General features: G+C 33.1%; 20 protein-coding genes and 1 pseudogene. 13 read left to right on the top strand and 8 right to left on the bottom strand.

What is annotated here, in order from left to right; genetic code table 11:
* Positions 1-155 precede the first annotated feature (155 nt).
* From ACZZZT_RS20225 to ACZZZT_RS20210, 4 genes are all read right to left on the bottom strand, one after another.
* Entirely contained in the window at positions 156-1,397 is a 1,242-nt protein-coding gene (locus ACZZZT_RS20225; protein ID WP_463462474.1) for a voltage-gated chloride channel family protein, read from the bottom strand.
* Between the two features lie 108 nt (positions 1,398-1,505).
* Positions 1,506-1,889, bottom strand: a complete 384-nt coding sequence (locus ACZZZT_RS20220) for a RidA family protein (RefSeq protein WP_463461704.1) — start codon at positions 1,887-1,889, stop codon at positions 1,506-1,508.
* Positions 1,890-2,054: 165 nt separating this feature from the next.
* Entirely contained in the window at positions 2,055-2,360 is a 306-nt protein-coding gene (locus ACZZZT_RS20215; protein WP_463461703.1) for a chaperone modulator CbpM, read from the bottom strand.
* Complete coding sequence (locus ACZZZT_RS20210; protein ID WP_463461702.1) at positions 2,353-3,279, bottom strand: DnaJ C-terminal domain-containing protein; 927 nt, start codon at positions 3,277-3,279, stop codon at positions 2,353-2,355. Before ACZZZT_RS20210 ends, ACZZZT_RS20215 begins: the two co-directional genes overlap by 8 nt.
* Positions 3,280-3,526: 247 nt before the next feature.
* On the opposite strand from ACZZZT_RS20210, the gene ACZZZT_RS20205 reads away from it, so the two are divergent.
* Together ACZZZT_RS20205 and ACZZZT_RS20200 are read left to right on the top strand one after the other, a co-directional pair.
* Positions 3,527-3,943 (top strand): hypothetical protein, encoded by a 417-nt coding sequence (locus ACZZZT_RS20205; RefSeq protein ID WP_463461701.1) that lies wholly within the window; start codon positions 3,527-3,529, stop codon positions 3,941-3,943.
* A 232-nt stretch (positions 3,944-4,175) separates the two neighbouring features.
* Entirely contained in the window at positions 4,176-4,883 is a 708-nt protein-coding gene (locus tag ACZZZT_RS20200; protein ID WP_463461700.1) for a hypothetical protein, read from the top strand.
* 84 nt (positions 4,884-4,967) lie between these two features.
* On the opposite strand, the gene ACZZZT_RS20195 is transcribed toward ACZZZT_RS20200, so the two are convergent.
* Positions 4,968-6,704, bottom strand: coding sequence for a thiamine pyrophosphate-dependent enzyme (locus tag ACZZZT_RS20195; protein WP_463461699.1), 1,737 nt, complete (start codon positions 6,702-6,704; stop codon positions 4,968-4,970).
* Positions 6,705-6,938: 234 nt separating this feature from the next.
* On the bottom strand, positions 6,939-7,466 hold the full coding sequence (locus ACZZZT_RS20190) for a hypothetical protein (protein ID WP_463461698.1): 528 nt from the start codon (positions 7,464-7,466) through the stop codon (positions 6,939-6,941).
* A gap of 367 nt (positions 7,467-7,833) precedes the next feature.
* On the opposite strand from ACZZZT_RS20190, the gene guaA reads away from it, so the two are divergent.
* The 10 genes and pseudogenes from guaA to ACZZZT_RS20140 all read left to right on the top strand — a co-directional run bounded on the left by guaA (position 7,834) and on the right by ACZZZT_RS20140 (position 22,338).
* A complete protein-coding gene (guaA, locus tag ACZZZT_RS20185) occupies positions 7,834-9,363 on the top strand; it encodes a glutamine-hydrolyzing GMP synthase (protein WP_042563209.1) in 1,530 nt (509 codons plus the stop codon).
* A 62-nt stretch (positions 9,364-9,425) separates the two neighbouring features.
* Positions 9,426-11,336 carry a LysM peptidoglycan-binding domain-containing protein gene (locus ACZZZT_RS20180; protein ID WP_463461697.1) on the top strand — a complete coding sequence of 637 codons (1,911 nt, stop codon included), beginning with the start codon at positions 9,426-9,428 and terminating at the stop codon, positions 11,334-11,336.
* 162 nt (positions 11,337-11,498) lie between these two features.
* Positions 11,499-13,514 (top strand): muramidase family protein, encoded by a 2,016-nt coding sequence (locus tag ACZZZT_RS20175; protein ID WP_463461696.1) that lies wholly within the window; start codon positions 11,499-11,501, stop codon positions 13,512-13,514.
* A complete protein-coding gene (locus ACZZZT_RS20170; protein ID WP_042563212.1) occupies positions 13,514-13,915 on the top strand; it encodes an OsmC family protein in 402 nt (133 codons plus the stop codon). Before ACZZZT_RS20175 ends, ACZZZT_RS20170 begins: the two co-directional genes overlap by 1 nt.
* 363 nt (positions 13,916-14,278) lie before the next feature.
* Positions 14,279-16,207 (top strand): glucosamine-6-phosphate deaminase, encoded by a 1,929-nt coding sequence (gene nagB / locus ACZZZT_RS20165; RefSeq protein ID WP_463461695.1) that lies wholly within the window; start codon positions 14,279-14,281, stop codon positions 16,205-16,207.
* A gap of 219 nt (positions 16,208-16,426) precedes the next feature.
* Positions 16,427-16,660, top strand: a complete 234-nt coding sequence (locus ACZZZT_RS20160) for a DUF3820 family protein (protein ID WP_035631770.1) — start codon at positions 16,427-16,429, stop codon at positions 16,658-16,660.
* Between the two features lie 527 nt (positions 16,661-17,187).
* Positions 17,188-18,801: a CTP synthase gene (locus ACZZZT_RS20155; protein WP_073393342.1), complete on the top strand. Its 1,614-nt coding sequence runs from the start codon at positions 17,188-17,190 to the stop codon at positions 18,799-18,801.
* A 59-nt stretch (positions 18,802-18,860) separates the two neighbouring features.
* Positions 18,861-20,782 (top strand): annotated as a pseudogene (gene yidC, locus ACZZZT_RS20150) (membrane protein insertase YidC).
* Between the two features lie 94 nt (positions 20,783-20,876).
* Positions 20,877-21,596, top strand: coding sequence for a toxin-antitoxin system YwqK family antitoxin (locus ACZZZT_RS20145; RefSeq protein WP_463461694.1), 720 nt, complete (start codon positions 20,877-20,879; stop codon positions 21,594-21,596).
* Positions 21,597-21,780: 184 nt separating this feature from the next.
* Positions 21,781-22,338: a DUF4956 domain-containing protein gene (locus tag ACZZZT_RS20140; protein WP_302095316.1), complete on the top strand. Its 558-nt coding sequence runs from the start codon at positions 21,781-21,783 to the stop codon at positions 22,336-22,338.
* Here the strand turns inward: ACZZZT_RS20140 and ACZZZT_RS20135 are convergent, their stop codons facing one another.
* Both ACZZZT_RS20135 and ACZZZT_RS20130 read right to left on the bottom strand, forming a co-directional pair.
* Positions 22,339-23,097 carry a PEP/pyruvate-binding domain-containing protein gene (locus ACZZZT_RS20135; RefSeq protein ID WP_463461693.1) on the bottom strand — a complete coding sequence of 253 codons (759 nt, stop codon included), beginning with the start codon at positions 23,095-23,097 and terminating at the stop codon, positions 22,339-22,341.
* A gap of 11 nt (positions 23,098-23,108) precedes the next feature.
* A complete protein-coding gene (locus ACZZZT_RS20130; protein WP_463461692.1) occupies positions 23,109-24,215 on the bottom strand; it encodes a hypothetical protein in 1,107 nt (368 codons plus the stop codon).
* Positions 24,216-24,358: 143 nt separating this feature from the next.
* Here ACZZZT_RS20130 and mnmA point away from each other — a divergent pair, with 143 nt between their 5' ends.
* A complete protein-coding gene (gene mnmA / locus ACZZZT_RS20125) occupies positions 24,359-25,546 on the top strand; it encodes a tRNA 2-thiouridine(34) synthase MnmA (protein WP_042563218.1) in 1,188 nt (395 codons plus the stop codon).
* The last annotated feature ends 41 nt before the right edge of the window (positions 25,547-25,587 follow it).

The raw sequence follows: 25,587 nt of genomic DNA, 5'->3' as shown, positions 1-25,587 counted from the left end.
AGAGATTCACGAAGATTTTGGATTTTGAGATTTATTTTTTGGAATTTAATTGAAACGAGGATTTATTTAGATTTTGATATTCCGCAGAGATTCACGAAAGTTTTGGAATTTGGAATTTAATTTTTGGAATTTCGTTTCCTATTGGATTTTGGAATTTAAAAATTGGAATTTAATCCCCGATAAAGTCTGTATTTTGCCCCTTTTACAATCTGAGATTTATAAATTCCAACAGAACCCGAAGAAAAATAAGCAACAATACAAGCAATTGCAATAAAAATTCCGGGTTGAAGACCAAATAATTCCAGCCCCATAATGGTGCAGGCAATAGGAGTGTGGGTCGCGCCCGAAAATACGGCTACGAATCCTAAACCTGCCAAAAGTGCAATTGGCATTGGAATAATTGGAGATAAAGCACTTCCTAAAGTGGCACCTACAAAGAATAACGGAGTTACTTCTCCGCCTTTAAACCCGGCTCCTAACGTAAATCCGGTAAATAATATTTTGAGTAAAAAATCATACCATTGGTTTTGATTTGAAAATGAATCAACAATTTCAGGAACTCCTAATCCTGAGAATTTTGTAAATCCAAAACCTGCTATGGCTATGGCTAAAATGATTCCGCCAATGAAAGGTCTTAAAGGTGGAAATTTAATTTTTGAAAAAAGCGAACCCCAAAAGTGTGTGCTTCTCGAAAATAATAAAGCAGCAAGTCCGGATAAAACGCCAATGATAATGGTATAAAATATGGTGGAAATTGAAATTTGTGGAATCTCAGGAATACTATAATGTGTATGTTTTACCTGCCAGAATTCTACCGTAAAATAAGCGGCATAAGCTACTAAAAAGGATAGAATAATGCTTTTGAGATTTATTTTACTGAAATATAAAACTTCTAAAGCAAATATAGCGCCCGCCAAAGGTGTTCCAAAAACAGATGCAAAACCAGCGCTGATACCGAGAATAATTAAGATTTTGCGTTCGGAGTTGTCTAGTTTGAAAATTTTCGTGAATTGATCTGCAATTGCGCCGCCCATTTGTACAGCCGTGCCTTCGCGGCCTGCAGAACCTCCGAATAAATGAGTAATTAAAGTTCCAAAAAGAACTAACGGAGCCATTTTAAACGGAATTATTTTTTGCGGATTTTCGTATTCTTCCAGCAATAAATTATTGCCTTTTACAACCGATTCTCCCCAATAATAATAACTCAGTCCGACTAATAATCCGCCGAAAGGCAAAAACCAGACAATCCAGTCGTGATGAATTCTAAATTGAGTAACAAATTCTAATGAAACTAAAAAAAATGCCGACGCAGATCCTGAAAAAATACCTATCAAAACGCAGATCAAAATCCATTTGAAAGTGGTAAGGAATATTTCTTTTAGTTTTTGAGAAGTCATTAATGTAAATGCGGGCAGATTTTTCGCCACGAATTCACGAATTTAGAAAAAAATATCTGTTTTGATCTTTTTAGAATAGTAATTCGTGAATTCGTGGCTAAAAAAATATTATTTTATCACAGCTGTAAATTCAATTTCAACTAAATATTCAGGAGCAACCAGTTTGCTGATTTCATAAAAACCGGTTGTAGGTTTTACATCTTTAAAGAAAGCAGAATGTGCTCTTGCAACATCTTCAAAAGTTGAAATGTTGGTTGTAAAAATACGCGTTCTGATTACATCTTTCATTCCAACATTCAAATCTTCAAGAACTTTTTCAACACGTTCCAAAATATTATACGTCTGAGCATAAGCATCGTCAGCTTTTACTTTTTCGCCATCAACAATTGCCACAGTTCCTGAAACTTCGATAATATTACCAATTCTTACAGCACGGCAATATCCCATTTTATCTTCCCATGGTGATCCTGTCAAGATGTTTTCTCTTTTCATTTTGTTAGTTTTTCTGAATCGTTTTTGTCAGTTTTAAAAACAAATTCGGGTTAATTAATTCTGCTGCAATTTATAAAATATGTAGCTGAAAAGGAGGTTTTTTATTTAAAATCCATCTGTGAATTATTGTTTTTTGTGATATTTTAAATCGTAAAATTGAAATGATTATTCGATTTGATGCTGTTTAAAAAGGCGAAGCTTATTTTGTGTTGCCGTTAAGTTTTGCTGTAAAGTTTCAATTTTATTCAGCAAATGATAAATAGCATCAATTCCCTCCAGATTGATTTTAAGATCATAATGCATTCGTATCATTTTTTCTATTGCAGGCAATTGTTCCGGCTGTAAATATTCATCTTCTTCCTGAATAATAATTTCAACTAAACCATAATTATTCAGCTCTGTTATAAAAGTATTTTCAATTTCGTGATACAGGCAAAATTGTTTTATCTGGATTAAATTTTTACTATTCATGATTTTTGATTTTAGCTAATTCTGCGAATAATTCTTTTTCTTTCTGAGATAATTTTGTTGGTGTTTTTACATTATAAGTAATGTATAAATCGCCAAATTGATTCTCTTTTTTATAAACCGGAAATCCTTTTCCTTTCAGTTTCACCTTCGTTCCGGTTTGGGTTTCTGCAGGAACTTTAATTTTTACTTTTCCATCAAAAGTATTCACATAAATTTCTCCGCCTAAAATTGCGGTATACAAATCAAGATCAACATCTGAGTATAAATTATTTCCTTCGCGTTTAAAATCAGAATTGTTTTCGATATTAAAAGTAATATACAAATCACCATTCGGGCCACCGTTTGCACCGGGTCCGCCATGACCGGGAATTTTTATAATCTGACCATTTTCGACACCTGCCGGAATTGTGATTCGGATATTCTTTCCGTTCACAGCCAAATTTTGTTTGTGTGTGGTATATGCCGAGGCTAAATCTAATTGTAATTCTGCATTAAAATCCTGGCCTCGATATTTTGCCTGACTTCTGGAACTTCTTCCTGCAGATCCGTACATGGAATTGAAGAAATCTGAAAAATCACTTCCCGAAAAATCGCCACCAAAACCAGAAAAGTCTCCGCCCGAAAAATCAGAACTGCTTTGTTGTCCTGATCGTTGTTGATTTGGGTTGTAACCCGCTTTCTCAAATTCGTCTGCATGTTGCCAGTCTTTGCCGTATTTGTCGTATTTTTTTCGATTTTCGGGATTGCTTAAAACCTCATTAGCTTCGTTGATTTCCTTAAATTTTTTCTCCGCTTCTTTATCATTCGGATTCAAATCAGGATGGTATTTTCTGGCCAGTTTTCGATACGCTTTTTTAATCTCAGTTTCTGTGGCTGATTTTGAAACATCTAATGTTTTATAATAGTCTATATAATCCATTTTCTGTGTTTTTTTAGTGGAATAATTAAGGTATTGAAGTTAGGAATAAGTTGATGATTTTCAAAATTTTATTTTGGTACTTTCTTAAAAAAAATAATTTCTCATTACGTTAAAATAAAATAATTCTTACAATTTAGTTTTATTAATATAGGATTTTGTCTATTATTGCAAAATAATATAGACTATTGTCTATTTTTTTAAGGCAATTAAAAAATTATAAAGAAAAATAAAATCTAATATTTTAGCTATGAGAAAATTATCTTTTCAAAAAACAATTTGGAATGTTGTGCTATTAGTTACAATGTCGTTATTATTTATTAATTGCAGTTCAAGCCATGATGACGAAGTTATTCCATCAAATAATGCAGCGTTTAATGTAGCCGATTTTTCTTTGAACATAACAAGAAAACAACTTTATGGTGATTATCTCGCCATAGATTTTGATGTAAAAAACATTTCAAAAACATCATATAGTGTTTATGAACAAGGAACATTCTCTGTAAAATTCACTGCTAAAAGTACTGATGGTGAGGTGTTTCAACGAACTACGTATGTAGATTATTTGGAAACCGGAGTTACTTATTCTGATTATGTCCATCTGACTTTTAGTGCAAATAAAACCTTAGATGTTTCTACGCTAACAGCCGTAATTGTTAAAGATTGAAGCAAAATAACAAATCCGACTTATGAAAATGAGTCGGATTTTTTTATTTATATAATTTGAGAGAGTAAAATTACGATCGCTTTTTTTGGCAGGTTTTTTGATTCTAAAAATTAGCCTAATATATTGTTATAAAAATCTTAAAGCTGTAGTGCCTAACTAAATTATGCTATTTTTGTGAAGCTACTTTTTGGGTTTGTAAAATTTTAAAAGCCGATTCGATAATACTATTTCAATGAAACATATTTTATTTTTCATATTATTTTTTACTGCCGCAGCAATGTCGGCACAAACTGAATTTAGTACTAAATACAAAAGTATTCCTGCACCAAAGTTTAGTGCAAAGCCAAAGAAAATTCCTGAAGTAAAAGATCCTCAGGGAGAAAATTCAGATATTCCGAGTATAAAAACACCCAACGTTTTTGAGAATACAAGTATAACTCCAAAATCAAAATTTCAGATTGGAGAAGAAAAAAGTAAATTCACCATGTCTACAGAAAACGATTTTGCCAATCCCGGCGATCGTTATGTGCCGAAAATGGAGAAAGAACTGGATAAAGCCTTAAAAGATGCCGGACTAAAAGAAGGAAGGGGAGAATTGGTTAAGAAAAATATTTCCCTTGGAGATTTCAGAACCAAATCTGAATATTTTATTGTGAAATTCAGGGATTTTGGTGCCATTGACGGCGATTTAGTTCGCGTTTCATCCAATGATAGAGTTATTGCAAATCAATTATTTCTTGATGCCAGCTTTAAGCAAGTAAAAATCGACCTTGTTAATGGTTTTAATAAACTCGATTTTGAAGCCTTAAACATTGGAACATTAGGAGGAAATACTGCAGAAATTCAGGTATTCGATGATAAAGGAGCTTTAATAACCAATGATTACTGGAACAACCTTGCTGCAGGTTTTAAAGCTTCGATTGTTGTTACGAAAGAGTAAAAAGGTCAAAGCGACAAAGGTTCAAAGGAACAAAGTGCTGTACTTTGAAACCTTTGAACCTTAGTTACTTTGCAACTTTGAACCTTATAGGCCTTCTTTCAAATGTTTATAATTTGATTTAACGGTATCTAAAACTTCATCCATTTTACCGCCCAGCATTAATTTTGTCATAGATTTTGCCATACCCACAACTTGTTCCCATTCTACTTTTGGAGGCATTGCCAGCGCATTCGGATTCGTAAAAATATTTAGCAAAATAGGACCATTATGTCGGAATGCATTTTCAATTGCTCCTTCAACTTCTTCGGGTTTATGTACGTTTACACCCTGAAAACCCATCGCCTGAGCTATTAAAGCAAAGTCAGGATTAGTCATATCCGTTTCGTTATCCGGCAATCCCTGAACTTCCATTTCGAGTTTTACCATTCCTAACGCACGATTATTAAAAACAATAATTTTGATCGGAATATTATATTGATGAATGGTTGCTAAATCACCCAATAACATAGACAAACCACCATCGCCACACATGGCAATAACTTGTCTTTCAGGATGTGCGAGAGCTGCACCAATAGCCATTGGCATTGCATTTGCCATCGATCCGTGATTAAAAGAGCCCAGCATTTTTCGTTCTCCGGTTCCTTTAATAAAACGAGCTCCCCAAACACAGGTCATTCCCGTATCTACGGTAAATATGGCATCTTTATTGGCTAATTTATCGATAATATGAGCGACGTATTCGGGTTGAATTGTGTCTTCTCCGCCATTGTCATCGATATAAATGTTCATGTTTTCTTTTACACTCGCATAAATTTTAAGCTGAGCCTGTAAAAAACTGTCGTCTGTTTTGTTTTCCAGCAAGGGCAGCAAAGCTTCTATTGTATCGGCAACATCACCGCATAATCCCATGTAAAGATTGGCTCTTCTTCCTAAACGTTCAGTACTGGTGTCTATTTGAATGATTTTATTATCATTAGGCATGAATTTATCGTACGGAAAATCAGTTCCTAATAATAATACCAAATCTGATTCGTGCATACTATGATAGGCAGAAGGCTGACCAAGTAATCCTGTCATTCCAATTTCATTAGGATTATTGGGCTGAATACTCATTTTTCCTCTAAACGAATATCCTACAGGAGCTTTAATATGTTGTGATAATTGTACCACCTGATCGTGTGCTTTTTCAGCTCCAATTCCGCAGAATAAAGTGATTTTTGTACTCTCATTTATGGCTTTTGCCAAATGCTGTAATTCATTATCAGAAGGGCGGATAACGGGATTACAATGAAAAAACTGAGTCGATATATTACTTTCAACGGCTTTTAATTCAGAAACGTCGCCGGGCAGACCAATAACAGCAACGCCTTTTTTGCCTAAAGCGTGTTGTATGGCAGTTTGTATGATTCTTGGAGCTTGTTCAGCCGTCATAATCATTTGATTATAACAACTGCAATCATCAAAAAGTTTGATGGTATTGGTTTCCTGAAAATAATCCATCCCCATTTCTCCTGTATTTATTGTGGATGCAATGGCTAACAAAGGCACATGTGAGCGATGTGCATCATATAATCCATTAATTAAATGAACATGTCCCGGGCCGCAACTTCCTGCACAAACAGCAAAACCGTCTAATTCGGCTTCGGCAGCAGCTGCATAAGCGCCCACTTCTTCATGGCGAACATGAATCCATTTTATTTTTCCGTTTCTTCGTATCGCATCATTAAAATGATTTAAGCTATCACCGGTAACTGCGTAAACACGTTTTACTCCAGCTTCTACCAACATTTCAACTAATTGTTCTGCAACTATTTTACTCATCGAATGTGTTTTTTAGAATTCCTCTTAAAGGTAACACTCATTTCGATTGGGTTTGTTTTATATTTAAAGAATTATATTTTATAATCTACATTAATTTAGGTTCAAAGTGGCAAAGGTTCAAAGGAACAAAGCTGTAAAAGCCACTACACTTTTTAAACTCTGAACCTTTGGCGCTTTGTAATTTTAGATGCTAACAGAAAACTTAGAATCTTAGCATCTTAGAACCTTAGAAATTTAGAACGGATCCGCAGTAACTCCAAACTTCATATCTGCTTTTACGGTTACATCTTTTGTAAGTGTTTCTTTTAGGGTAACTTGTGTTCTAATTTTATATTGATCAGCTTTTATGTATTTGTCTAATTTGGCGTTGGTGCTAATTAGTTTAATCATATTCGTTGTTTCGGTGATATTATCCTGATACGCCAATTCTATTTCATCAGAATCTGTAGTTGAAATATAAAGGTGAATAGATTTTAGAAATGTAAAAGTTTTTCCGTCAGGATTTGTGATCGTTAGGTTGAGCGATTTTAGTTTTACATCTTTCACTAAACCCGCTTCCGTTTTATTGTTTTTAAATTCTGCCGATGAATTTGTTGTAACATCCGGCGTAATAATTTCCGTAGGTAAATTAATAGGCGAAGTACTTTTTATCTGAATTGAGGCTTCGTTTGAAATTGTAAATGACAATAAATCGTCAATAGCATCGCAGGAAGTGAAAAATAAGGATAATAAAAGGGTTGAGGCAATTAGTTTTGATTTCATACTTGAATGGTTTTTTGCATAGATACGAAGTTTTGGGATTATTGGATTTTTGTTTTTTAGATACAAAGTTTCAAAGACACAAAGGTTTAAAGGAAAAATCCTTCAAATCATAAATTTTAAAATCTTCCAACCTTTGTAAATCAGATTCTTTCAATTTAAAATTGAAAATAAAAGAAATATATATTTTAAGGCAAAAAGATTAAAATTAATAAAGAGATAAAGAAAAATCTTTCAAATTATGAGATTTAAAACCTCAGAACCTTTGAATCTCAGAACCTTTGAACCTAAAATCGGAACTGTGAAAAAAAAATATTTTTTTTTCACAGTTCCGATTTTTCAATTTCGAATATAAAAAGTATTTTTGCGCATGCAACACAACGTACTTATTTTAGATTTCGGATCGCAATATACACAGCTTATTGCGCGTAGAGTTCGCGAATTAAATATATTCTGCGAAATTTTTCCTTACAATCACTTTCCTAGTGATTTATCACCTTATAAAGCCGTAATTTTAGGAGGAAGCCCATTTTCTGTTCGTGCAGAAGATGCTCCACATCCTGATTTATCTCAAATTCGAGGCAAATTGCCAATGTTGGCAGTTTGTTACGGAGCACAATATTTAGCGCATTTTAGCGGAGGTGAAGTAGCAGCTTCAAACACCAGAGAATATGGTAGAGCAAATTTGTCTTATATTAAAGACAATGAAACTTTCTTTGAAGGTGTTTCAGAAAATAGCCAGGTTTGGATGAGCCATAGCGATAGTATCAAAGCTTTGCCAACCAATGCTGTGAAATTGGCGAGTACTCACGATGTAGAATATGCAGCTTATAAAATTGATGGCGAAACTACTTATGCTATTCAATATCATCCAGAGGTTTTCCATTCTACAGATGGATCAAAAATGCTGGAGAACTTTTTAGTAAAAATTGCCGAAGTTCCTCAAAACTTTACACCAAATGCTTTTGTTGAAGAAATGGTGGGAGAATTAAAAGAGAAATTAGGAAACGATAAAGTTGTTTTAGGACTTTCTGGCGGAGTAGATTCTACTGTTGCTGCAGTTTTATTGCACCAGGCAATTGGAAAAAACCTGTATTGTATTTTTGTAAATAACGGTTTACTTCGTAAAAACGAATTCCAAAATGTATTAGATCAATACAAAGGAATGGGATTGAACGTAAAAGGAGTAGATGCCGGAGATCGTTTTCTTGGTGAATTAGCCGGAATTAGCGATCCTGAAACCAAACGTAAAACAATTGGTCGTGTATTTATCGAAGTTTTTGATGATGAATCACACTTGATCGAAGATGTAAAATGGTTGGCACAAGGAACTATTTATCCAGACGTTATCGAATCGGTTTCTGTAAAAGGACCATCGGCAACTATTAAATCGCACCATAATGTGGGTGGATTGCCGGATTATATGAAATTAAAAATTGTAGAACCGCTTAGAATGTTGTTTAAAGACGAAGTTCGAAGAGTTGGTGCTACTTTAGGAATAGATCCTGAATTATTAGGAAGACACCCTTTCCCAGGACCAGGATTATCAATTAGAATTCTTGGAGATATTACTCCGGAGAAAGTTCAGATTTTGCAAGATGTTGACGCCGTTTTTATTGACGGATTAAAATCATGGGGATTATACGATAAAGTCTGGCAGGCAGGAGCAATCCTGCTTCCGGTAAATTCTGTTGGTGTGATGGGCGATGAGCGTACTTATGAAAAAGTAGTAGCACTTAGAGCTGTTGAATCTACAGACGGAATGACTGCTGACTGGGTTCATTTACCTTATGAATTCCTGATGAAGGTCTCAAATGATATTATCAACAAGGTAAAAGGCGTGAATCGTGTAGTTTACGATATAAGTTCAAAACCACCTGCAACAATTGAGTGGGAATAGTACCATTTTTAAAATTAAGGTCTTACATTTGTAAGGCCTTAATTTTTTATAACCTACTATTTATGAGAGAACTTTTAACGATTTCTCTTGTGTTTATTTTGTCTTTTAACAAAATAACTGCGCAAGATTCAATTATTGAACACAAAATTCAAAAAGGAGAAACGGCTTATTTTATTGCCCAAAAATATAAGGTTTCTGTTGATGAAATTTACAAACTCAACCCCGAATCGCAAAGCGGAATAAAAGACAACCAGATTCTTAAAATTCCGGTTCATGCTGCAGAAAAACCAAACCAAAACCAAACAACTCATATTGTTGGTGCAAAAGAAACTCTTTTTGGTTTATCAAAACAATACGGGATTTCTGTTGAAGCGCTTCAAAATGCAAACCCAATTCTTGCCAACGGACTTCAGATTGGTCAGGAATTAGTTATTCCGCAAAATGCTTCAAATATTTCAAAAACTGAATTTACAAGTTCTTCAAAAGCAACCCATTTGGTTGTGGCCAAAGAGTCTTTGTTTAGCATTGCCAGACAATACAATGTTTCGGTTCAGGATTTAGAAAATTTAAATAAAGATTTACTGCAAAACGGATTACAGATTGGTCAGACAATTGCAATTCCGAATAAAAGAAAAACCCTTGACGGCAGAGTTCGTGTAATTAATCAGGAAACTGTTTTTCATGTGGTTGAACCAAAGGAAACCAAATTTTCGATTGCTAAGAAATACGGAATTTCAATTGATCAGTTAGAATCTCAAAATCCCGAAATTGTAAACGGATTGGTTGTTGGCAATAAATTGGCCATCAATACAAAAGAAATAAAACCGGCAAACGAGAGTGAAGAATTGATGCTGGCTCTTGCCGAAAAACAAGTTGTTGTCGAAAAAACAAAAGCCAAAACGGTTGAAATTGATGATTTAAAAGACAGATTGGTTGTTCAGAAAGAAATGAATCAGAAAATTATAAAAATTAATGATTTGAAACTGAATCTTGATGATATGAGTGGTTCTAAGGATAATTCGGTCGAAAAACTGAGATTGGTTTTAGAAGCGAATAAAAATGTTCAGGATATTTTAATGGGAAAATTAGATTCTTTGGTTAATACAATGAACAATGATTTGGTTGAATTGAAAAGAATGGATGTTTTAAATATTGACCAATCAAAACGATTAGAAAAACAATCGTATGAAAGCATCGGAAAAACAAACGAATTATCTTCTCAATTAAAGAAAGAACTGGCTGAAAATAGAAAAGCATATGCCGGTTTAATGAATAAAGTAGAAAGAATCGCTGTCGAGGAAAATCAGGAGTACAAGAAGAAAATCCGCGAAAGCGAAAAAAACACCAACAAAACAGGATTGCAGCAACGACTTTCGCTTGACGAAATAAAAAGATATAAAATTGAGCAGGAAAAAGGCGATGCCCAAAATCAATTACTGATTTCTAAAATTGATTCTTTGGATACTCAAAAAACAATCGAAATAAAACGTCATATCAGTAAAGCCTCTTATTATAGCATGGAAGCCAGAAAATTTGATGATAAAGTAGCTTTGATTAAACTGAAAAAATATCAGGATGAAGCGATTAAAAATCAGAGTAAAGAAAATTCAGCTGTAGTTTCTAAATCAGTTTCAACAGAAGAAATGAGACAGGAATTAAAAGAAAACCCGCTGAAAAATGTAAAAAATGTTAAGATTGAAGTTTTTGATAATCTTAAAGAAGTTTCAAATGGCTATTACTTAGTTTTAGGTATATTTACCGATGCAGCGCCAAGAGATAAGTTTATTATGCAACTTATTGATTCTGGTGATTTTAATGCTAGTTTTTTCTTTAATATAAACAGTCTTTCCTATTATGTTTACTCGGATAAGTATCAAAATATGGAAGAAGTTTTATATCAATGCAAGAAAAAGGAAGAAGATGAGTTATATAAAAACATCATTATTGCTAAGGCCGAAATAGATCTTAGATAATTATTGTGTAAAAATTAACACTGGCCCGAATCTTGCTTTAAGCAAAATTAGTATCTTGTTTTTGAATTAAAAATTAAATTGTTTTAGCCATATTATGAAATATTATTTAGCATTATTATCTCTTGTTTTTTTATCAATACTTCTGCCTTTTCGCAGGAGAAAGTGGTAAAATATAAAGTTTCTGCTGGAGAAACCATCAATCAGATTGCAGAGAAATTTAAGGTTACACCTTATGATATTTATTCATTAAATCCTGATGCGCGTACTGGAATTTCGCCAAATTCTGTTTTGTTGATTCCAACGAAAGCAGGAAAAGCAGTAGCTAAAGCAGAATCTGTTTCTAAAAATGTTGTTTCAGAAAATGGTAAAACGCACGAAGTTCAGCCAAAAGAAACATTATTTGGAATCGAAAAAAAATATGGTGTTTCTGATGAAGCTTTAAAAGCGGCAAATCCGTTCCTGGTTACAAATGGTTTGCAAATTGGGCAAACGTTGGTGATTCCTTCAAAAGGATCAGCCGCAAAATCAGTAACTGCAAAAACAGAAAAACCGGCAAAATCATCTGCTGCTGAAAAATATGTCTATCACGATGTTGTGGCAAAAGAAACGAAGTATTCTATTGCTAAACAATATAAAACGACAGTTGAGGATTTAGAAAAACGTAATCCCGAAATTGTAACAAGTTTACCAGTTGGCTACCGTTTAACGATAAAAGGTACGGCGCCAAAAACAGAAACTTCGGCTGTAGCTACTGTTGCGAAACCTTCTGAAACTGCTAAAAAAGGAACCACTTACATGGATTATCAGGTAAAACCAAAGGAAACTTTTTATAGTTTAACACATACATTTCACATTACTCAGGAAGAATTAACAGAATTAAATCCGTCGCTTTCTGAAGGTGTTAAAGAAGGAATGGTTTTAAAAGTGCCGTCTGGATATGTGGCTCCAGTGCCAATTATTGCACAGCAACAACCAGTAATTGAAAAATCGGTTGAAAAAACGGCTGATAAGCCAGTTGAAAATACAGGCGGAGGAATCAGAATTCTTGAAAAAGTAAAATCTGAAGAAGTTTCTGTTAATCCGGAAGTAGTTGAGTTAACTAAAAAAAGAGGACAAACGGAACGTCAAAAATTGGTTTTACTGCTGCCATTTAATATTGCTAAAATGCAAAATGACACAACAAGTACAGCAACTCGCCTGAAAAAAGATAAGTTTTTGAATATGACACTTGATTTTTATTCGGGAGCTATGATGGCAATCGATTCGGCGAAAGTTTTAAAATTACCAATTGATGTTGCTATATACGATTCGCAGGAAACAAAAAACACGTCGAATATTTCGAGCCTGATTTCACAAAATAAACTTCAAAATGCAAATGCTGTTATCGGACCATTTTATCAAAGTAATGCCGAAGCTACAGCTAATTCATTGCGTTTGTATAATGTGCCTGTAATTTCGCCTTTATCAAAAGATACGGCAAACCCAATTGATAATTTATATCAGTCAATACCAACAAATGATGTAGTTAGAAACGCTATTTTTGACTATATGCGAAATAAAAACGGAAACATTGTTGCTGTTGTAGATAAGAAGAAAGAATCGGTTATAAATTATATCAAGCAAAATCAAAAAGGAGTTGTATTTGCAGCTTTGTCTGAAACCGGAGGTTTGGGTGTGGCGAATTTAAAAAGCCTATTATTGCCAAACAGGCTTAATTATGTTGTAATGGAAACGGCAAATACAGCGATGATTAAAACGACTATAAAAGCTTTAATCGATGCTCAAAAAACCTGTCAGGTTCAATTGGTTATTTTAGAACCAAACAGCACACTTGATACAGATGAAATTAGTTTTGATAATTTGGTAAAATTAAATTTAATGTATCCTTCTGTAACTCGTGAAAGTGATGAGCAGCCCGTTTTAATTTTTGAAAAAGAATACAGACTGAAAAATAAAGTGAATCCAAATTCGTATGCTACTCGTGGTTTTGATGTTACTTTTGATACGATGATGCGTTTGGTACAAGGAAAAACCTATCAGGAAACGACAGATTTAATGACAACGGAACAAGTTGACAATAAATTTCAATACTATAAAAAAGATGATGGCGGACACGCAAACAAAGGTGTCTACATTTTATATTACGACTCAGACTTAACTTTAAAAGTAGCAAATTAATGACATCGAAAGTAACCTATTTAGGCGATTTAAGAACAAAATCAATTCATGTGCAATCAGGAAGCGAAATTATTTCGGATGCACCACTAGATAATAACGGAAAAGGAGAAGCTTTTTCTCCTACAGATACAGTTGCCAATGCTTTAGCAAGCTGCATGTTTACCATTATGGGAATTAAAGCCCGTGATATGAACATTGATTTACAGGATTCAACAGCAGAAGTAACTAAAATAATGAATGCGGAACCAAGAAGAATTGGTGCAATCGAAATTGTTTTTGAATTGAAAGGCGCAGCTGATCAAAAAGACAGAACTATTCTTGAACGTGCAGGAATGACTTGCCCGGTATTTTTAAGTTTGAATCCGGATATTGAAAAACGAATTACTTTCAATTGGAAATAATGTCATAAATACAATTTAAAAGCCGTCAAGAAATTGACGGTTTTTTTATGACAATAGATTTTTTTTGTTTTTCAGCTGAGAAATCAAGAATTAACAAAATTTTCATTGCCGGATATTAGTTATAAAGAACTAATTGGAGTAATTTTGTTATGCAAAAAAAATGCAGATTAATGCGTAAAAAATGCAAAATATACACTTATTATTTTTTTAAGTTATCATGTTCTCTCACAATGATTTACTTTAAAAAGTCAGATAATAATCTTTTTGTTATTCAAATTTAAAGATGTTATCTTTATATGGAATTGATTATAAGTGTTTTATCTTAAAATAAACGACCAAAAAAGAATTTAAAAAAACTATATCATGTTAAAAAGTAAAATCGACAAAGCAACAGGATTCGAAAAACGATTCGAAAACATCAATACTGTTGTTTTTGAAAATTCAACAGATGCCTCAAAAGCTGTTGCACAACAAATTGCAGCTTTAATTCAGGAAAAACAAAAAGAAAACAAACCTTGTATTTTAGGTTTGGCGACAGGATCTTCTCCAAAAGGGTTGTATGCTGAATTGGTGCGTTTGCATAAAGAGGAAGGTTTGAGTTTTAAGAACGTAATTAGTTTCAATCTGGATGAATATTATCCGATGGAACCAAACTCAATCAACAGTTATGTTCGTTTTATGAAAGAATTATTGTTTGATCATGTCGATATTTTACCTGAAAATTACCATGTTCCGGACGGGCTTTTAACCAAAGAACAAATTGCGGATTATTGCCATGATTATGAAGCTAAAATAGAAGCTCTTGGCGGAATTGATCTTCAAATTCTTGGAATTGGTGGTAACGGACACATTGGTTTTAATGAATCTGGCTCACTTCAAAATTCAAAAACGCGTTTGGTAGCTTTAGATCATATTACAAGAGTAGCAGCGAGCAAGGATTTCTTCGGATTGAGCAATACGCCAAGAACGGCAATTACTCTTGGAGTGAAGAAAATTATGGAAGCCAAACAAGTTATTCTTTTGGCTTGGGGTGAAGGTAAAGCCAATATTGTAAAAAAATCTGTAGAAGATGAAGTTACGAATCGTGTACCCGCTTCATTTTTGCAGGAACATAATAATGCCGTTTTTGTTTTAGATAAAGAAGCGTCTTCTAAACTAACCAGAATCAACAAACCGTGGTTAGTTGAAAAAGTAACATGGACAGATAAACTTAGCCGTAAAGCGGTTTTAGGATTAGCACTTCAGCTTAAAAAACCAATTTTAATGTTAACAGATGCTGATTATATCGAACACGGAATGAGCGATTTATTAGCAGATTCAGGTCCGGCATACGACATCAATATAAAAATATTCAATAAGTTACAAAACACAATTACGGGCTGGCCAGGCGGAAAACCAAATGCCGACGATTCAAACAGACCGGAAAGAGCAGAGCCTGCTAAAAAACGTGTCTTGATTTTTAGTCCGCATCCTGATGATGATATTATTAGTATGGGAGGAACTTTCATGCGTTTGCAGGAACAAGGACACGAAGTGCATGTTGCATATCAAACTTCTGGAAACATCGCTGTTGCGGATGATGAAGCGTTGCGTTTTGCAAGATTCGTAATTGATTATAATGAGAAATTCGGAATCAAAAGTGCAGAAGCCGATAACATTTACCAAAAAGCACAAACGTTTTTAGAGAACAAAAAGAACAGTGAAATTGATATTCCCGAAGTTCGTTACATCAAAGGATTAATCAGAAAAGGAGAGGCGAGAGCTACAAGTCATTTTGTTGGTTTGAGCGATGATCAGATTCATTTTATGGAATTGCCTTTTTATGAAACCGGAACAATTGAGAAGAAACCTATTGGACCAGAAGATATTCAGTTAACAGTTGATTTAATTGAAAAGATAAAACCACACCAAATATATGCAGCGGGAGATTTGGCAGATCCACACGGAACGCACAAAGTTTGTCTGGATGCTATTTTTGAAGCTGTAAAAGTGTTGAAGCCAAAATCGTTTATGGATGATTGCTGGTTATGGTTATACAGAGGAGCTTGGCAGGAATGGGGAATTGACGAAGTTGAAATGGCTGTACCAATGAGCCCTGATCAGGTTTTAGCAAAACGTCATGGAATTTTCAAACATCAATCTCAAAAAGATGGTGTTGTTTTTCAAGGAACTGACGCCAGAGAATTTTGGCAAAGAGCCGAAGACAGAAATGCAGAAACTGCTGATTTGTACCAACAATTAGGTTTGGCAACGTATGCAGCGATGGAGGCTTTTGTAAGATGGCATTACTAGAAAAAGTTGCTAAGCTTCATAGGTTTTAGCACTTTGAAATATTCGCCACGAATTCACGAATTATATTTAAAACTAATTCGTGAATTTGTGGCGAAATCATTTAAATCTTTTATCCCGATAGCTATCGGGAGTGGCAAAAAAATAATAGCTTTGCATATTAAGAAGCAAGAAAGAGAATCAGTCTATATTCTTTTCTCTTGCTTCTTTTTTCTTTAAACTATGGAACAAGACAAAAAACTTCTCATAAAATTAGCTCACACCAAAATGCCTTTCGGGAAATACGAAGGACGTTTTTTAATCGATTTACCAGAATATTATGTGGTTTGGTATCACAACAAAGGTTTTCCTAAAGGAGAATTAGGCCAGCAATTACAGCTTATTTACGAGTTAAAATTGAATGGATTGGAAGAATTGATTCGGAATATTAAGAAACAATATCCAAAACCAAATTAAATAGTAAGAAAAATCTTTTGTTATTTAATTTTTTTGTATATATTTGAAGTACAAAATATTATAATTTCCAAAAACAAAGTGATACCACAGAATTCAAGACTGAATTTATAAATGTGTACAAGTCAGTGTTTTGAAATTAGAGTATATAAATAAAAAATATTATAATTTTTAAAAACAAATTGGCACCACAGAATTCAAGACTGAATTTATAAATGTGTACAAGTCGATGTTTTAAAATTATAATATTTTTTTTATGCCAAAAAAATACCTTTATAAACGGATAATTTAAGACATAAAGTAAATTAACTTTTTCAATTATTAGTAAATTAAAAAAAGTAATTAAGTTAGATTTAAAGACATTCCTCAAAAAAAATCCTAATAAATCCTTAAAATTATCGATTACAAAACCAAGTAATCGTTCTGTTTAAAAATTTGCAAATTATCTCAATCTCTAATTGATAAATTGTCTAATTAAATTTGTACTTTTGCCAAGTTTTTTACACAACTACAATACAAACAACAACAGAATGAATCAAACAAAATATATTTTTGTTACAGGCGGTGTGACTTCTTCTTTAGGAAAAGGAATTATCGCAGCATCTTTAGCAAAATTGTTACAAGGAAGAGGATATCGTACAACTATTCAAAAATTTGACCCGTATATCAATGTAGATCCGGGAACATTAAATCCTTATGAACACGGAGAATGTTACGTTACGGATGATGGTGCAGAAACAGATTTGGATTTAGGTCACTACGAACGTTTTTTGAATGTTCCGACTTCTCAGGCCAATAACGTTACTACAGGAAGAGTTTATCTTTCGGTTATTGAGAAAGAAAGAAGAGGAGAATTTTTAGGAAAAACAGTTCAGGTTGTTCCTCATATTACAAACGAAATCAAAGACAGAATGCAATTGCTTGGGAAATCAGGCGATTATGATATTGTAATTACTGAAATTGGTGGAACTGTTGGGGATATTGAGTCATTACCTTATATAGAATCTGTTCGTCAGTTGGTTTGGGAGTTGGGAGAAAATAACGGAATTGTTATTCATTTAACTTTAGTTCCATTTTTGGCTGCTGCCGGTGAGTTAAAAACAAAACCAACACAGCACTCTGTAAAAACGTTGATGGAAAGTGGTATTAAGGCTGATATTTTAGTCTGCAGAACAGAGCATGAACTTTCTGATGAGTTGCGTAATAAACTAGCATTATTTTGCAATGTAAAAAGAGAAGCAGTAATTCAGTCTATTGATGCTTCTACAATATATGAAGTTCCAAATTTAATGCTTGAAGAAGGATTAGATGTTGTGGCTTTAAAGAAATTAGATTTACCTAAAAAAGCATCTCCGGATTTGAAAAACTGGAATACTTTTTTACGCAGATTAAAAAACCCAAAACATACTGTAAATATTGGTTTGATTGGAAAATATGTAGAAATGCAGGATTGTTACAAATCTATTTTAGAGGCATTTATTCATGCAGGAGCATCGAATGAAACTAAAGTTAATGTAATTTCTATACATTCAGAACATATTACCAGCGATAATATTGAAGAAAAATTAGGCACTCTTGATGGAGTTTTAGTTGCGCCTGGTTTTGGTGAAAGAGGTATTGAAGGAAAAATTGAAGCAGTTCGTTTTGCACGTGAAAATAATATTCCGTTTTTTGGAATTTGTTTGGGAATGCAAATGTCTGTTATCGAATATTCAAGAAATATTTTAGGTTACAAAGAAGCGAATTCTACTGAGATGAATGATAAAACCAAACATCCGGTTGTGAATTTGATGGAAGAGCAAAAAACAATTACAGATAAAGGTGGAACTATGCGTCTTGGGGCTTGGAAATGTGACATCAAACCAAACTCATTGGCACATAAAATCTACGGTCAAAAAACGATTTCAGAGCGTCACCGTCACCGTTATGAGTATAACAATAAATATAAAGATGAATTGCAGAAAGCAGGTTTAATTGCTTCTGGAGTGAATCCTGATACCGGTTTAGTTGAAATTATAGAATTAGAAAATCATCCGTTTTTCATCGGAGTACAATACCACCCGGAATACAAAAGTACAGTGGCAAACCCACATCCAATTTTCGTAAACTTTGTGGCTGCTGCAGTAATTGCGCATAAAAAATAATAATTAATTCTAAAAGGTGTAACTTTTGAGTAAAACTCATTACTAATAACCTTTAATGAATAACTTTTTTAAATTATAATGGAAGAAAAAAATTTGATCTTAATTCAATCATTGGTTTTGTATTGATATTTGGAATTTTGATTTGGATAATGTACCAAAATCAACCTTCTGATAAAGAAATTGCTGCTGAAAAAGCCAAGAAAGAATTAGTTGCCAAACAAGAAGCTCAGGCTAAAGCTGACAAAACTAAAACCGCTGTTTTGCCGGTTGCTGCTGCAACTCCGGGTGATACAGTTCAATTGGCGCAATTGCAAAAAACTTTAGGTGGTTTCGCTTACTCTGCTACACTTCCTTCTGCAAAAGAGTCTTTTACTACAATCGAAAATGAAAAGATGATACTAAAAATCGCCAATAAAGGTGGTTATATAGTTGAAGCTACACTTAAGGAATTTAAAAAGTTTGAGAAAAATTCAGGGCAATTAGTAGAATTGATTAAAGACAATAATGCTAATTTGAATATTCAATTACAAACTACAGATAACAGAACTTTAAATTCTAAAGATTTATATTTTGAGCCAACATTAACTAAAGTTGGTGCAGATCAGGTTTTGTCAATGCGTTTGAAAGCAGGAGCTAACGAATTTTTGGAATACAAATACATTTTGAAACCAAACGATTATTTAGTTGGTTTTGATATTCGTTCTCAGGGATTGAATAAAGTTCTAAATTCATCTAAACCATTAGATTTAGTTTGGGATTTGAAAACGTATAGAAATGAGAAAAGTATTTCTTATGAAAACCGTTATGCAGAGATTTATTATAACTATGAAGAAGGAAAAGAAAATTATGTAGGTCAAGGTACTCTTAAGGAAGAAAATCCTGAAAAAGTTGATTACATTGCTTTTAAACAACACTTCTTTACAACTATTTTACAAACTAATACTTCTTTTGAAAAAGCGCATTTAGTTTCTGAAAACTTAGTTAAAGATGAAAAAATCGATACTGTTTTTACAAAACAATTCAAAGCGACAGTTCCTTTGGCTTTCACAAATGGTGAAGTTGATTATAAAATGAGCTGGTATTTTGGACCATCTGATTATAAAGTTTTAAAATCTTATGATAAAAAATTCGAGAAAATTATTCCATTAGGCTGGGGAATTTTCGGTTGGATCAATAGATTAATTTTTATTCCATTATTCGGGTTTTTAAGTTCTTATATTGCTTACGGAATTGCAATTATCATATTTACTATTCTTATCAAATTGGCCATGTCGCCAATTACTTATAAGTCATTCCTGTCTCAGGCTAAAATGAAAGTTTTACGTCCGGAGATTACAGAATTGGGAGAAAAATTCAAAAAAGACCCAATGAAAAAACAACAGGAAACAATGAAGTTGTATAACAAAGCGGGCGTAAACCCAATGGCAGGATGTATTCCGGCATTGATTCAGCTTCCGTTTATGTATGCGTCGTTCCAGTTTTTTCCTTCAGCTTTTGAGTTAAGACAAAAAGTTTCCTTTGGGCAGATGATTTATCATCATTTGACTCTGTTGTAAAATTGCCATTCCACATTCCATTATACGGAGATCATATCAGTTTGTTCCCAATTTTGGCTGCAATTGCGATTTTCTTCTATATGAAAATGACGTCTGGAGATCAGCAAATGGCAGCGCCTCAGCAAGAAGGTATGCCGGATATGGCAAAAATGATGAAAATCATGATTTATGTTTCGCCATTAATGATGTTAATTTTCTTCAATAGTTACGGTGCAGGTTTGAGTTTATATAACTTTATCTCCAACTTAATTACAATCGGAATCATGTTTGTAATTAAAAACTATATTGTTGACACAGATAAAATTCACGCTCAAATTCAGGAGAACAAATTGAAAGAGCCTAAAAAGCCAAGTAAATTTCAACAGCGTCTTCAGGATGTGATGGAGCAGCAAGAAGCTGCAAAAGCGCAGAATAAAAAGAAATAACAAATAAAAAAATCTCGATTTATCGGGATTTTTTTATACCCCTCAATATAATTTATACAAGACAATTTCGTTTAAGTTTAAAATTGAAATATATATGATTTTAAAAAGACTATTATTTGGATTAGCATTACTAAATGTACTTTTTATAAACGCTCAGACAGACATTAATAAGCTGGACGCTAATGGTAAAAAAGACGGTTTGTGGAAAGGAACTTACGAAGTTTCTAAACGTCCGCGTTACGAAGGAACTTTTAGTCACGGAAAAGAAACCGGAATATTTAAGTTTTTTGATGATACTAAAAAAGGCGATGTAATTGCAACACGTGATTTTAGTGCCAATGACGGAAGTGCTTATAATATTTTTTATGATCAGAATAAAAATAAAGTAAGTGAAGGTAAAGTTATAGGCAAAAATTATGAAGGAGAATGGAAATATTACCATAAAGCTTCTAAAATTGTAATGGCAATTGAAAATTACAAAAACGGAAAACTGGAAGGTGCAAGAACGGTTTTTTATCCAAATGAAAAAGTTGCCGAAAAAATGACGTATGTGAATGGAAAGAAAGAAGGTGTTTATAAGAAATGGGGGCAAAATGGAATCATTTTAGAGCAGACAACATATAAAAATAACGAATATAATGGAGATGCTGTTTTTTATGATTCTGATGGAGTTATAGCATCTAAAGGGAAATTTTTGAACGGAAAGAAGGTTGGAATGTGGCAATTTTATTTTAAAGGAAAATTAACCAAAGAGGTGAATATGAGTGATCCTAAAAGCAGTTATAAAGCGGATTCAAAACCGAAAAACGAATAGATTTATAAAGCCCGCAATGCGGGCTTTTTTTCTGCCACAAATTTGCTTCGCCTGTTCGCTTCGCTCGAGTCACAAATTCACGAATTATTAATTGCCTAAAACCATGAGAAGAAAAATTCGCGAAAATTCGTGAAATTCATGGCAACTTTTTTTCTAAATTTGATGTACTAACACTTCAGCCAAAATGGATTTAAACGAACTTTCAGGAAGATTTTTATTGCTGTTTTTTTCAATTCTGATTTTATATTTTTTCTCAAACAGAAAGGATAATGAAACCATAAATCCGTTGATGGTAATTGTTGGGCTTTGTACTTTTTCGCTTTGTTATGTATTTACAAAAATTGAGATTGGAGTAGGCATTGGATTTGGTTTATTTGCCATTTTTTCAATTCTGAGATTTCGTACGCAATCCTTTACTGTCAATGCAATTATCTTTCTTTTTGCAACGATTACGCTTTCAATTTTAGATATTTTATATCCTTATGAAAAAATAGAAGTTTTGCTCTTTTTTCAGATTATGATAATCGGATTTTATATAATTGCTTCTGTAATTGTCAATAAAAAAGCGTCTAAATATTTGAATACAGTCGAAGTTAAAATTGGATTAGACAGCAACTTTTCTTTAGATAATCAAAAGATTAGAAAATCGATTCAGCAGAAAATAAATATTGAAGATTTTGATTTTAAGATTGTCAATATTAATACAGTTTCGAATGAAATTGATCTTTTAGTTTTATACTAATTATTCATTAAAAGGCCGTACTTGTTTGATATATAAATCCCTATTTTCTCCCACAATTTTGAATTCAATATCGATGGGATGAAATTGGTTTTTTCTCCAGTAACGGTACATTTTAGTTTCGATTTTTTTACTAACCAGAAACAAATTACTTATTTCTTTCCTATCCAATAAAGGTTCGTTGTTGTTGAGATTGGAGTTTGAAGTATAATCTACATCAAAGTCACTTTCTTTTTTGCCTTCATTAAAATGATAAACAATAAACTGTTCGCAAACTTCTCCCTTTTCTGGTTTTACAACCGAGTTTTCTCCTTTTTGAACATTAACTGTAATTCCTGAAAAATTTTCTCTGAATATGTTTTTCGTGATTACAACTCCGTTAGCCAATTCATCGGGAAAAGAACGATGTACCAAAACGCCCATAGCAATGCTTTCCTGATCTATCCCAAAAAGTTCTCTTTCTATAAATGAACTTTCGTTCCACACACTTGCCCAAACTTGTTTAATGGCTTTTTCAAAAGTTTTGATGCTGTCACCTAATATTCCGGTTTTAGAATCGTAAAGTCCGGCGCCATTAAAATCATCCATATCTTCGGCATTTGTAGAAGATCTGAATCGGAAATTTTTAAAAGCAGCATTTTTAAAAACTTGATTTAGCTTTGCTATTAATTGAGGATCAATTGGTTCTTTTTTAATAGCATCACGTATTTTTTTTAATTGCTTGTTAATCCAAACAGTTGAATCTTTGTGGGAATATTTCAAAAGCTCCGTGATTAAAGGTGAAATTGATTTTTTTGAATGTGCTTGGTGTAAAAATAAAATGGAATGGCATGTGCATCTTCAGGCGTTTTAAAAGGCGTTTCTTTTGCAATGGCAATTAAATACGCCATATTTTGCGCTTTAGAACCAATATAATTCACTCCTTTTTTAGGAATTGTAACTAAGTTGACTAATTCAGTAACACTATTATCGATAATTAGTTTTTTCTTTTTCTTAATAACTTTTTGTGTTATTTTTTTATCAGTTTCTTTGATGTAAAAAGTATCAACTGCAATTTTTAATTCTACTTTTTTAGAAAGTAACCTTTTGATATTCGAATCTTTAAAGACATTCGTATATGCCATAATCGGAATTTTTCTGTTTTTGCCCAACAATACCAAATGGCTTAACGGAGTTTGTAACTCATTTACAATTATGCCGCGAACATTTGGCAGAATATCCGGTGTTCCATCGAGAATAATTATTTCGTCAGGATTGGGTTTTATGGTTTCTAATTCCTTGATTTTATATTCTTTTAGAATACCAATATTTTTTCCCGGAACAACTTCCTGATAACTCAATTCATTAAAAATATAATCTGATTTTACACAGGGAATTTTAAATTTATTTTGTTGAAACCATTCAATTTGTTCCGGATTATTGAGATAAAATTTTAAATCTTTGCCAATGAAAGTTGAGTTTACAATTAAATGATAGAAACGTTCCAGCAATGCAATTGGCATGTGATCTGAAGCCGCCAATTCAAAAATCCATTTATCAGATCCTTTAATGTGGTTGAGATTTCCCAATAAAAACTCCCGGCCTTTTTCGGTATCACTGTAATTATTATCATTAAAAATATCAAGGTCTTTGGTGTATCCTAAATAATTGGTCACAAAGTCAAAATGCAATCGAATCAATGTACTGTTGAAATAGTACATCTTTTGTCTTTTTAAATCGTAAATCACTTTTACCGATTCGATATTCGAAAATTTATCAGATAACGGTTTGCCTTTAAATGCTTTATATTCTGAATAATTTTGCAAAGAAGCACGATAACTTTGCGCATTTAAAGTGCTTAAAATGATAAAGAAAATAAAGGTGTAAAACTGTTTTGACATGACATTTTAATTGATGATTAAAAGTAATTAAAAAATGCAATAAGTTTTATCTACCCTTGCATTATATAAACTAATTAAAACCAACAAAATTTTCTAAAATATGACTTACCTTTGCACCCTTATAAAAACATAAAGGAGTTAAAATGAAACGTGTAGTTGTTGGTCTTTCTGGTGGAGTAGATTCTAGTGTTGCTGCTTATTTGTTGCAACAGCAAGGTTACGAAGTTATCGGTCTTTTTATGAAAAACTGGCACGATGATTCGGTTACTATTTCTAACGAATGTCCTTGGTTAGAAGACAGTAACGATGCTTTATTAGTTGCTGAAAAACTAGGTATACCGTTTCAGACTGTTGATTTAAGTGAAGAATACAAAGAAAAAATCGTTGATTATATGTTCAACGAATACGAAAAAGGGAGAACTCCAAATCCTGATGTGCTTTGTAATCGTGAGATCAAATTTGATGTTTTTATGAAAATTGCTTTAAGTCTTGGTGCCGATTATGTGGCAACGGGACATTATTGTCAAAAAAATGAAATTGAAGTTGACGGAAAACCGGTATACCAATTAATTGCCGGAGCAGACAATAACAAAGATCAGTCGTATTTTTTATGTCAGTTGTCACAAGATCAATTAGCAAAATCCTTGTTTCCAATTGGCGCTTTAACAAAACCGGAAGTACGCGAAATTGCTGCTGAAATGGAATTGGTAACTGCCGAAAAGAAAGATTCTCAAGGTTTATGTTTTATTGGAAAAGTACGTTTACCTGAATTTTTACAACAAAAATTACAGCCAAAAGAAGGAAAGATTGTTCAAATTGATAAAAATGATCCAATTTATAATCTGGAAATACCGGCTGGATTATCTTTAGAAGAAGAATTGAAACTAGAAGCTCAAAAAAGAGCATACCTGCCAACAATGGGAAAAGTGATGGGAAAACATCAGGGAGCCCATTATTTTACAAATGGACAAAGAAAAGGACTTAATGTTGGTGGAACAACAGACCCATTATTTGTTATTGCGACAGATGTTGATACCAATACGATATATACAGGTTTAACAAGTAATCATCCGGGCTTGTTTAAAAAAGCTTTATTTGTTGGTGATTCTGAAGTACACTGGGTTCGCGAAGATTTGAAACTGGAAAAAGGAGAAACGATGGAAGTAATGGCAAGAATTCGCTATCGCCAGCCTTTGCAAAAAGCTGTTTTGCATCAATTTGAGGACGGAATGTATGTTGAATTTGAAGAACCTCAGTCTGCTATTACAGAAGGTCAGTTTGTAGCCTGGTATTTAGAAAATGAATTAGTTGGTTCGGGAGTAATTTCTTAGCTTTATACTTTTTTACAGAGGTTTAGCCTTTAAAAAAGTAA

It is taken from the genome of Flavobacterium sp. AC274, assembly GCF_979258275.1.
The sequence above is the reverse complement of the archived record's forward strand: the minus strand, read 5'-3'. Positions and strand labels throughout refer to the sequence as shown.

Coding starts and splice junctions, on each gene's coding strand:
- ACZZZT_RS20225 (WP_463462474.1), bottom strand. CDS start 1,397: ATGACTTCTCAAAAACTAAAAGAAATATTCCTTACCACTTTCAAATGG.
- ACZZZT_RS20220 (WP_463461704.1), bottom strand. CDS start 1,889: ATGAAAAGAGAAAACATCTTGACAGGATCACCATGGGAAGATAAAATG.
- ACZZZT_RS20215 (WP_463461703.1), bottom strand. CDS start 2,360: ATGAATAGTAAAAATTTAATCCAGATAAAACAATTTTGCCTGTATCAC.
- ACZZZT_RS20210 (WP_463461702.1), bottom strand. CDS start 3,279: ATGGATTATATAGACTATTATAAAACATTAGATGTTTCAAAATCAGCC.
- ACZZZT_RS20205 (WP_463461701.1), top strand. CDS start 3,527: ATGAGAAAATTATCTTTTCAAAAAACAATTTGGAATGTTGTGCTATTA.
- ACZZZT_RS20200 (WP_463461700.1), top strand. CDS start 4,176: ATGAAACATATTTTATTTTTCATATTATTTTTTACTGCCGCAGCAATG.
- ACZZZT_RS20195 (WP_463461699.1), bottom strand. CDS start 6,704: ATGAGTAAAATAGTTGCAGAACAATTAGTTGAAATGTTGGTAGAAGCT.
- ACZZZT_RS20190 (WP_463461698.1), bottom strand. CDS start 7,466: ATGAAATCAAAACTAATTGCCTCAACCCTTTTATTATCCTTATTTTTC.
- guaA (WP_042563209.1), top strand. CDS start 7,834: ATGCAACACAACGTACTTATTTTAGATTTCGGATCGCAATATACACAG.
- ACZZZT_RS20180 (WP_463461697.1), top strand. CDS start 9,426: ATGAGAGAACTTTTAACGATTTCTCTTGTGTTTATTTTGTCTTTTAAC.
- ACZZZT_RS20170 (WP_042563212.1), top strand. CDS start 13,514: ATGACATCGAAAGTAACCTATTTAGGCGATTTAAGAACAAAATCAATT.
- nagB (WP_463461695.1), top strand. CDS start 14,279: ATGTTAAAAAGTAAAATCGACAAAGCAACAGGATTCGAAAAACGATTC.
- ACZZZT_RS20160 (WP_035631770.1), top strand. CDS start 16,427: ATGGAACAAGACAAAAAACTTCTCATAAAATTAGCTCACACCAAAATG.
- ACZZZT_RS20155 (WP_073393342.1), top strand. CDS start 17,188: ATGAATCAAACAAAATATATTTTTGTTACAGGCGGTGTGACTTCTTCT.
- ACZZZT_RS20145 (WP_463461694.1), top strand. CDS start 20,877: ATGATTTTAAAAAGACTATTATTTGGATTAGCATTACTAAATGTACTT.
- ACZZZT_RS20140 (WP_302095316.1), top strand. CDS start 21,781: ATGGATTTAAACGAACTTTCAGGAAGATTTTTATTGCTGTTTTTTTCA.
- ACZZZT_RS20130 (WP_463461692.1), bottom strand. CDS start 24,215: ATGTCAAAACAGTTTTACACCTTTATTTTCTTTATCATTTTAAGCACT.
- mnmA (WP_042563218.1), top strand. CDS start 24,359: ATGAAACGTGTAGTTGTTGGTCTTTCTGGTGGAGTAGATTCTAGTGTT.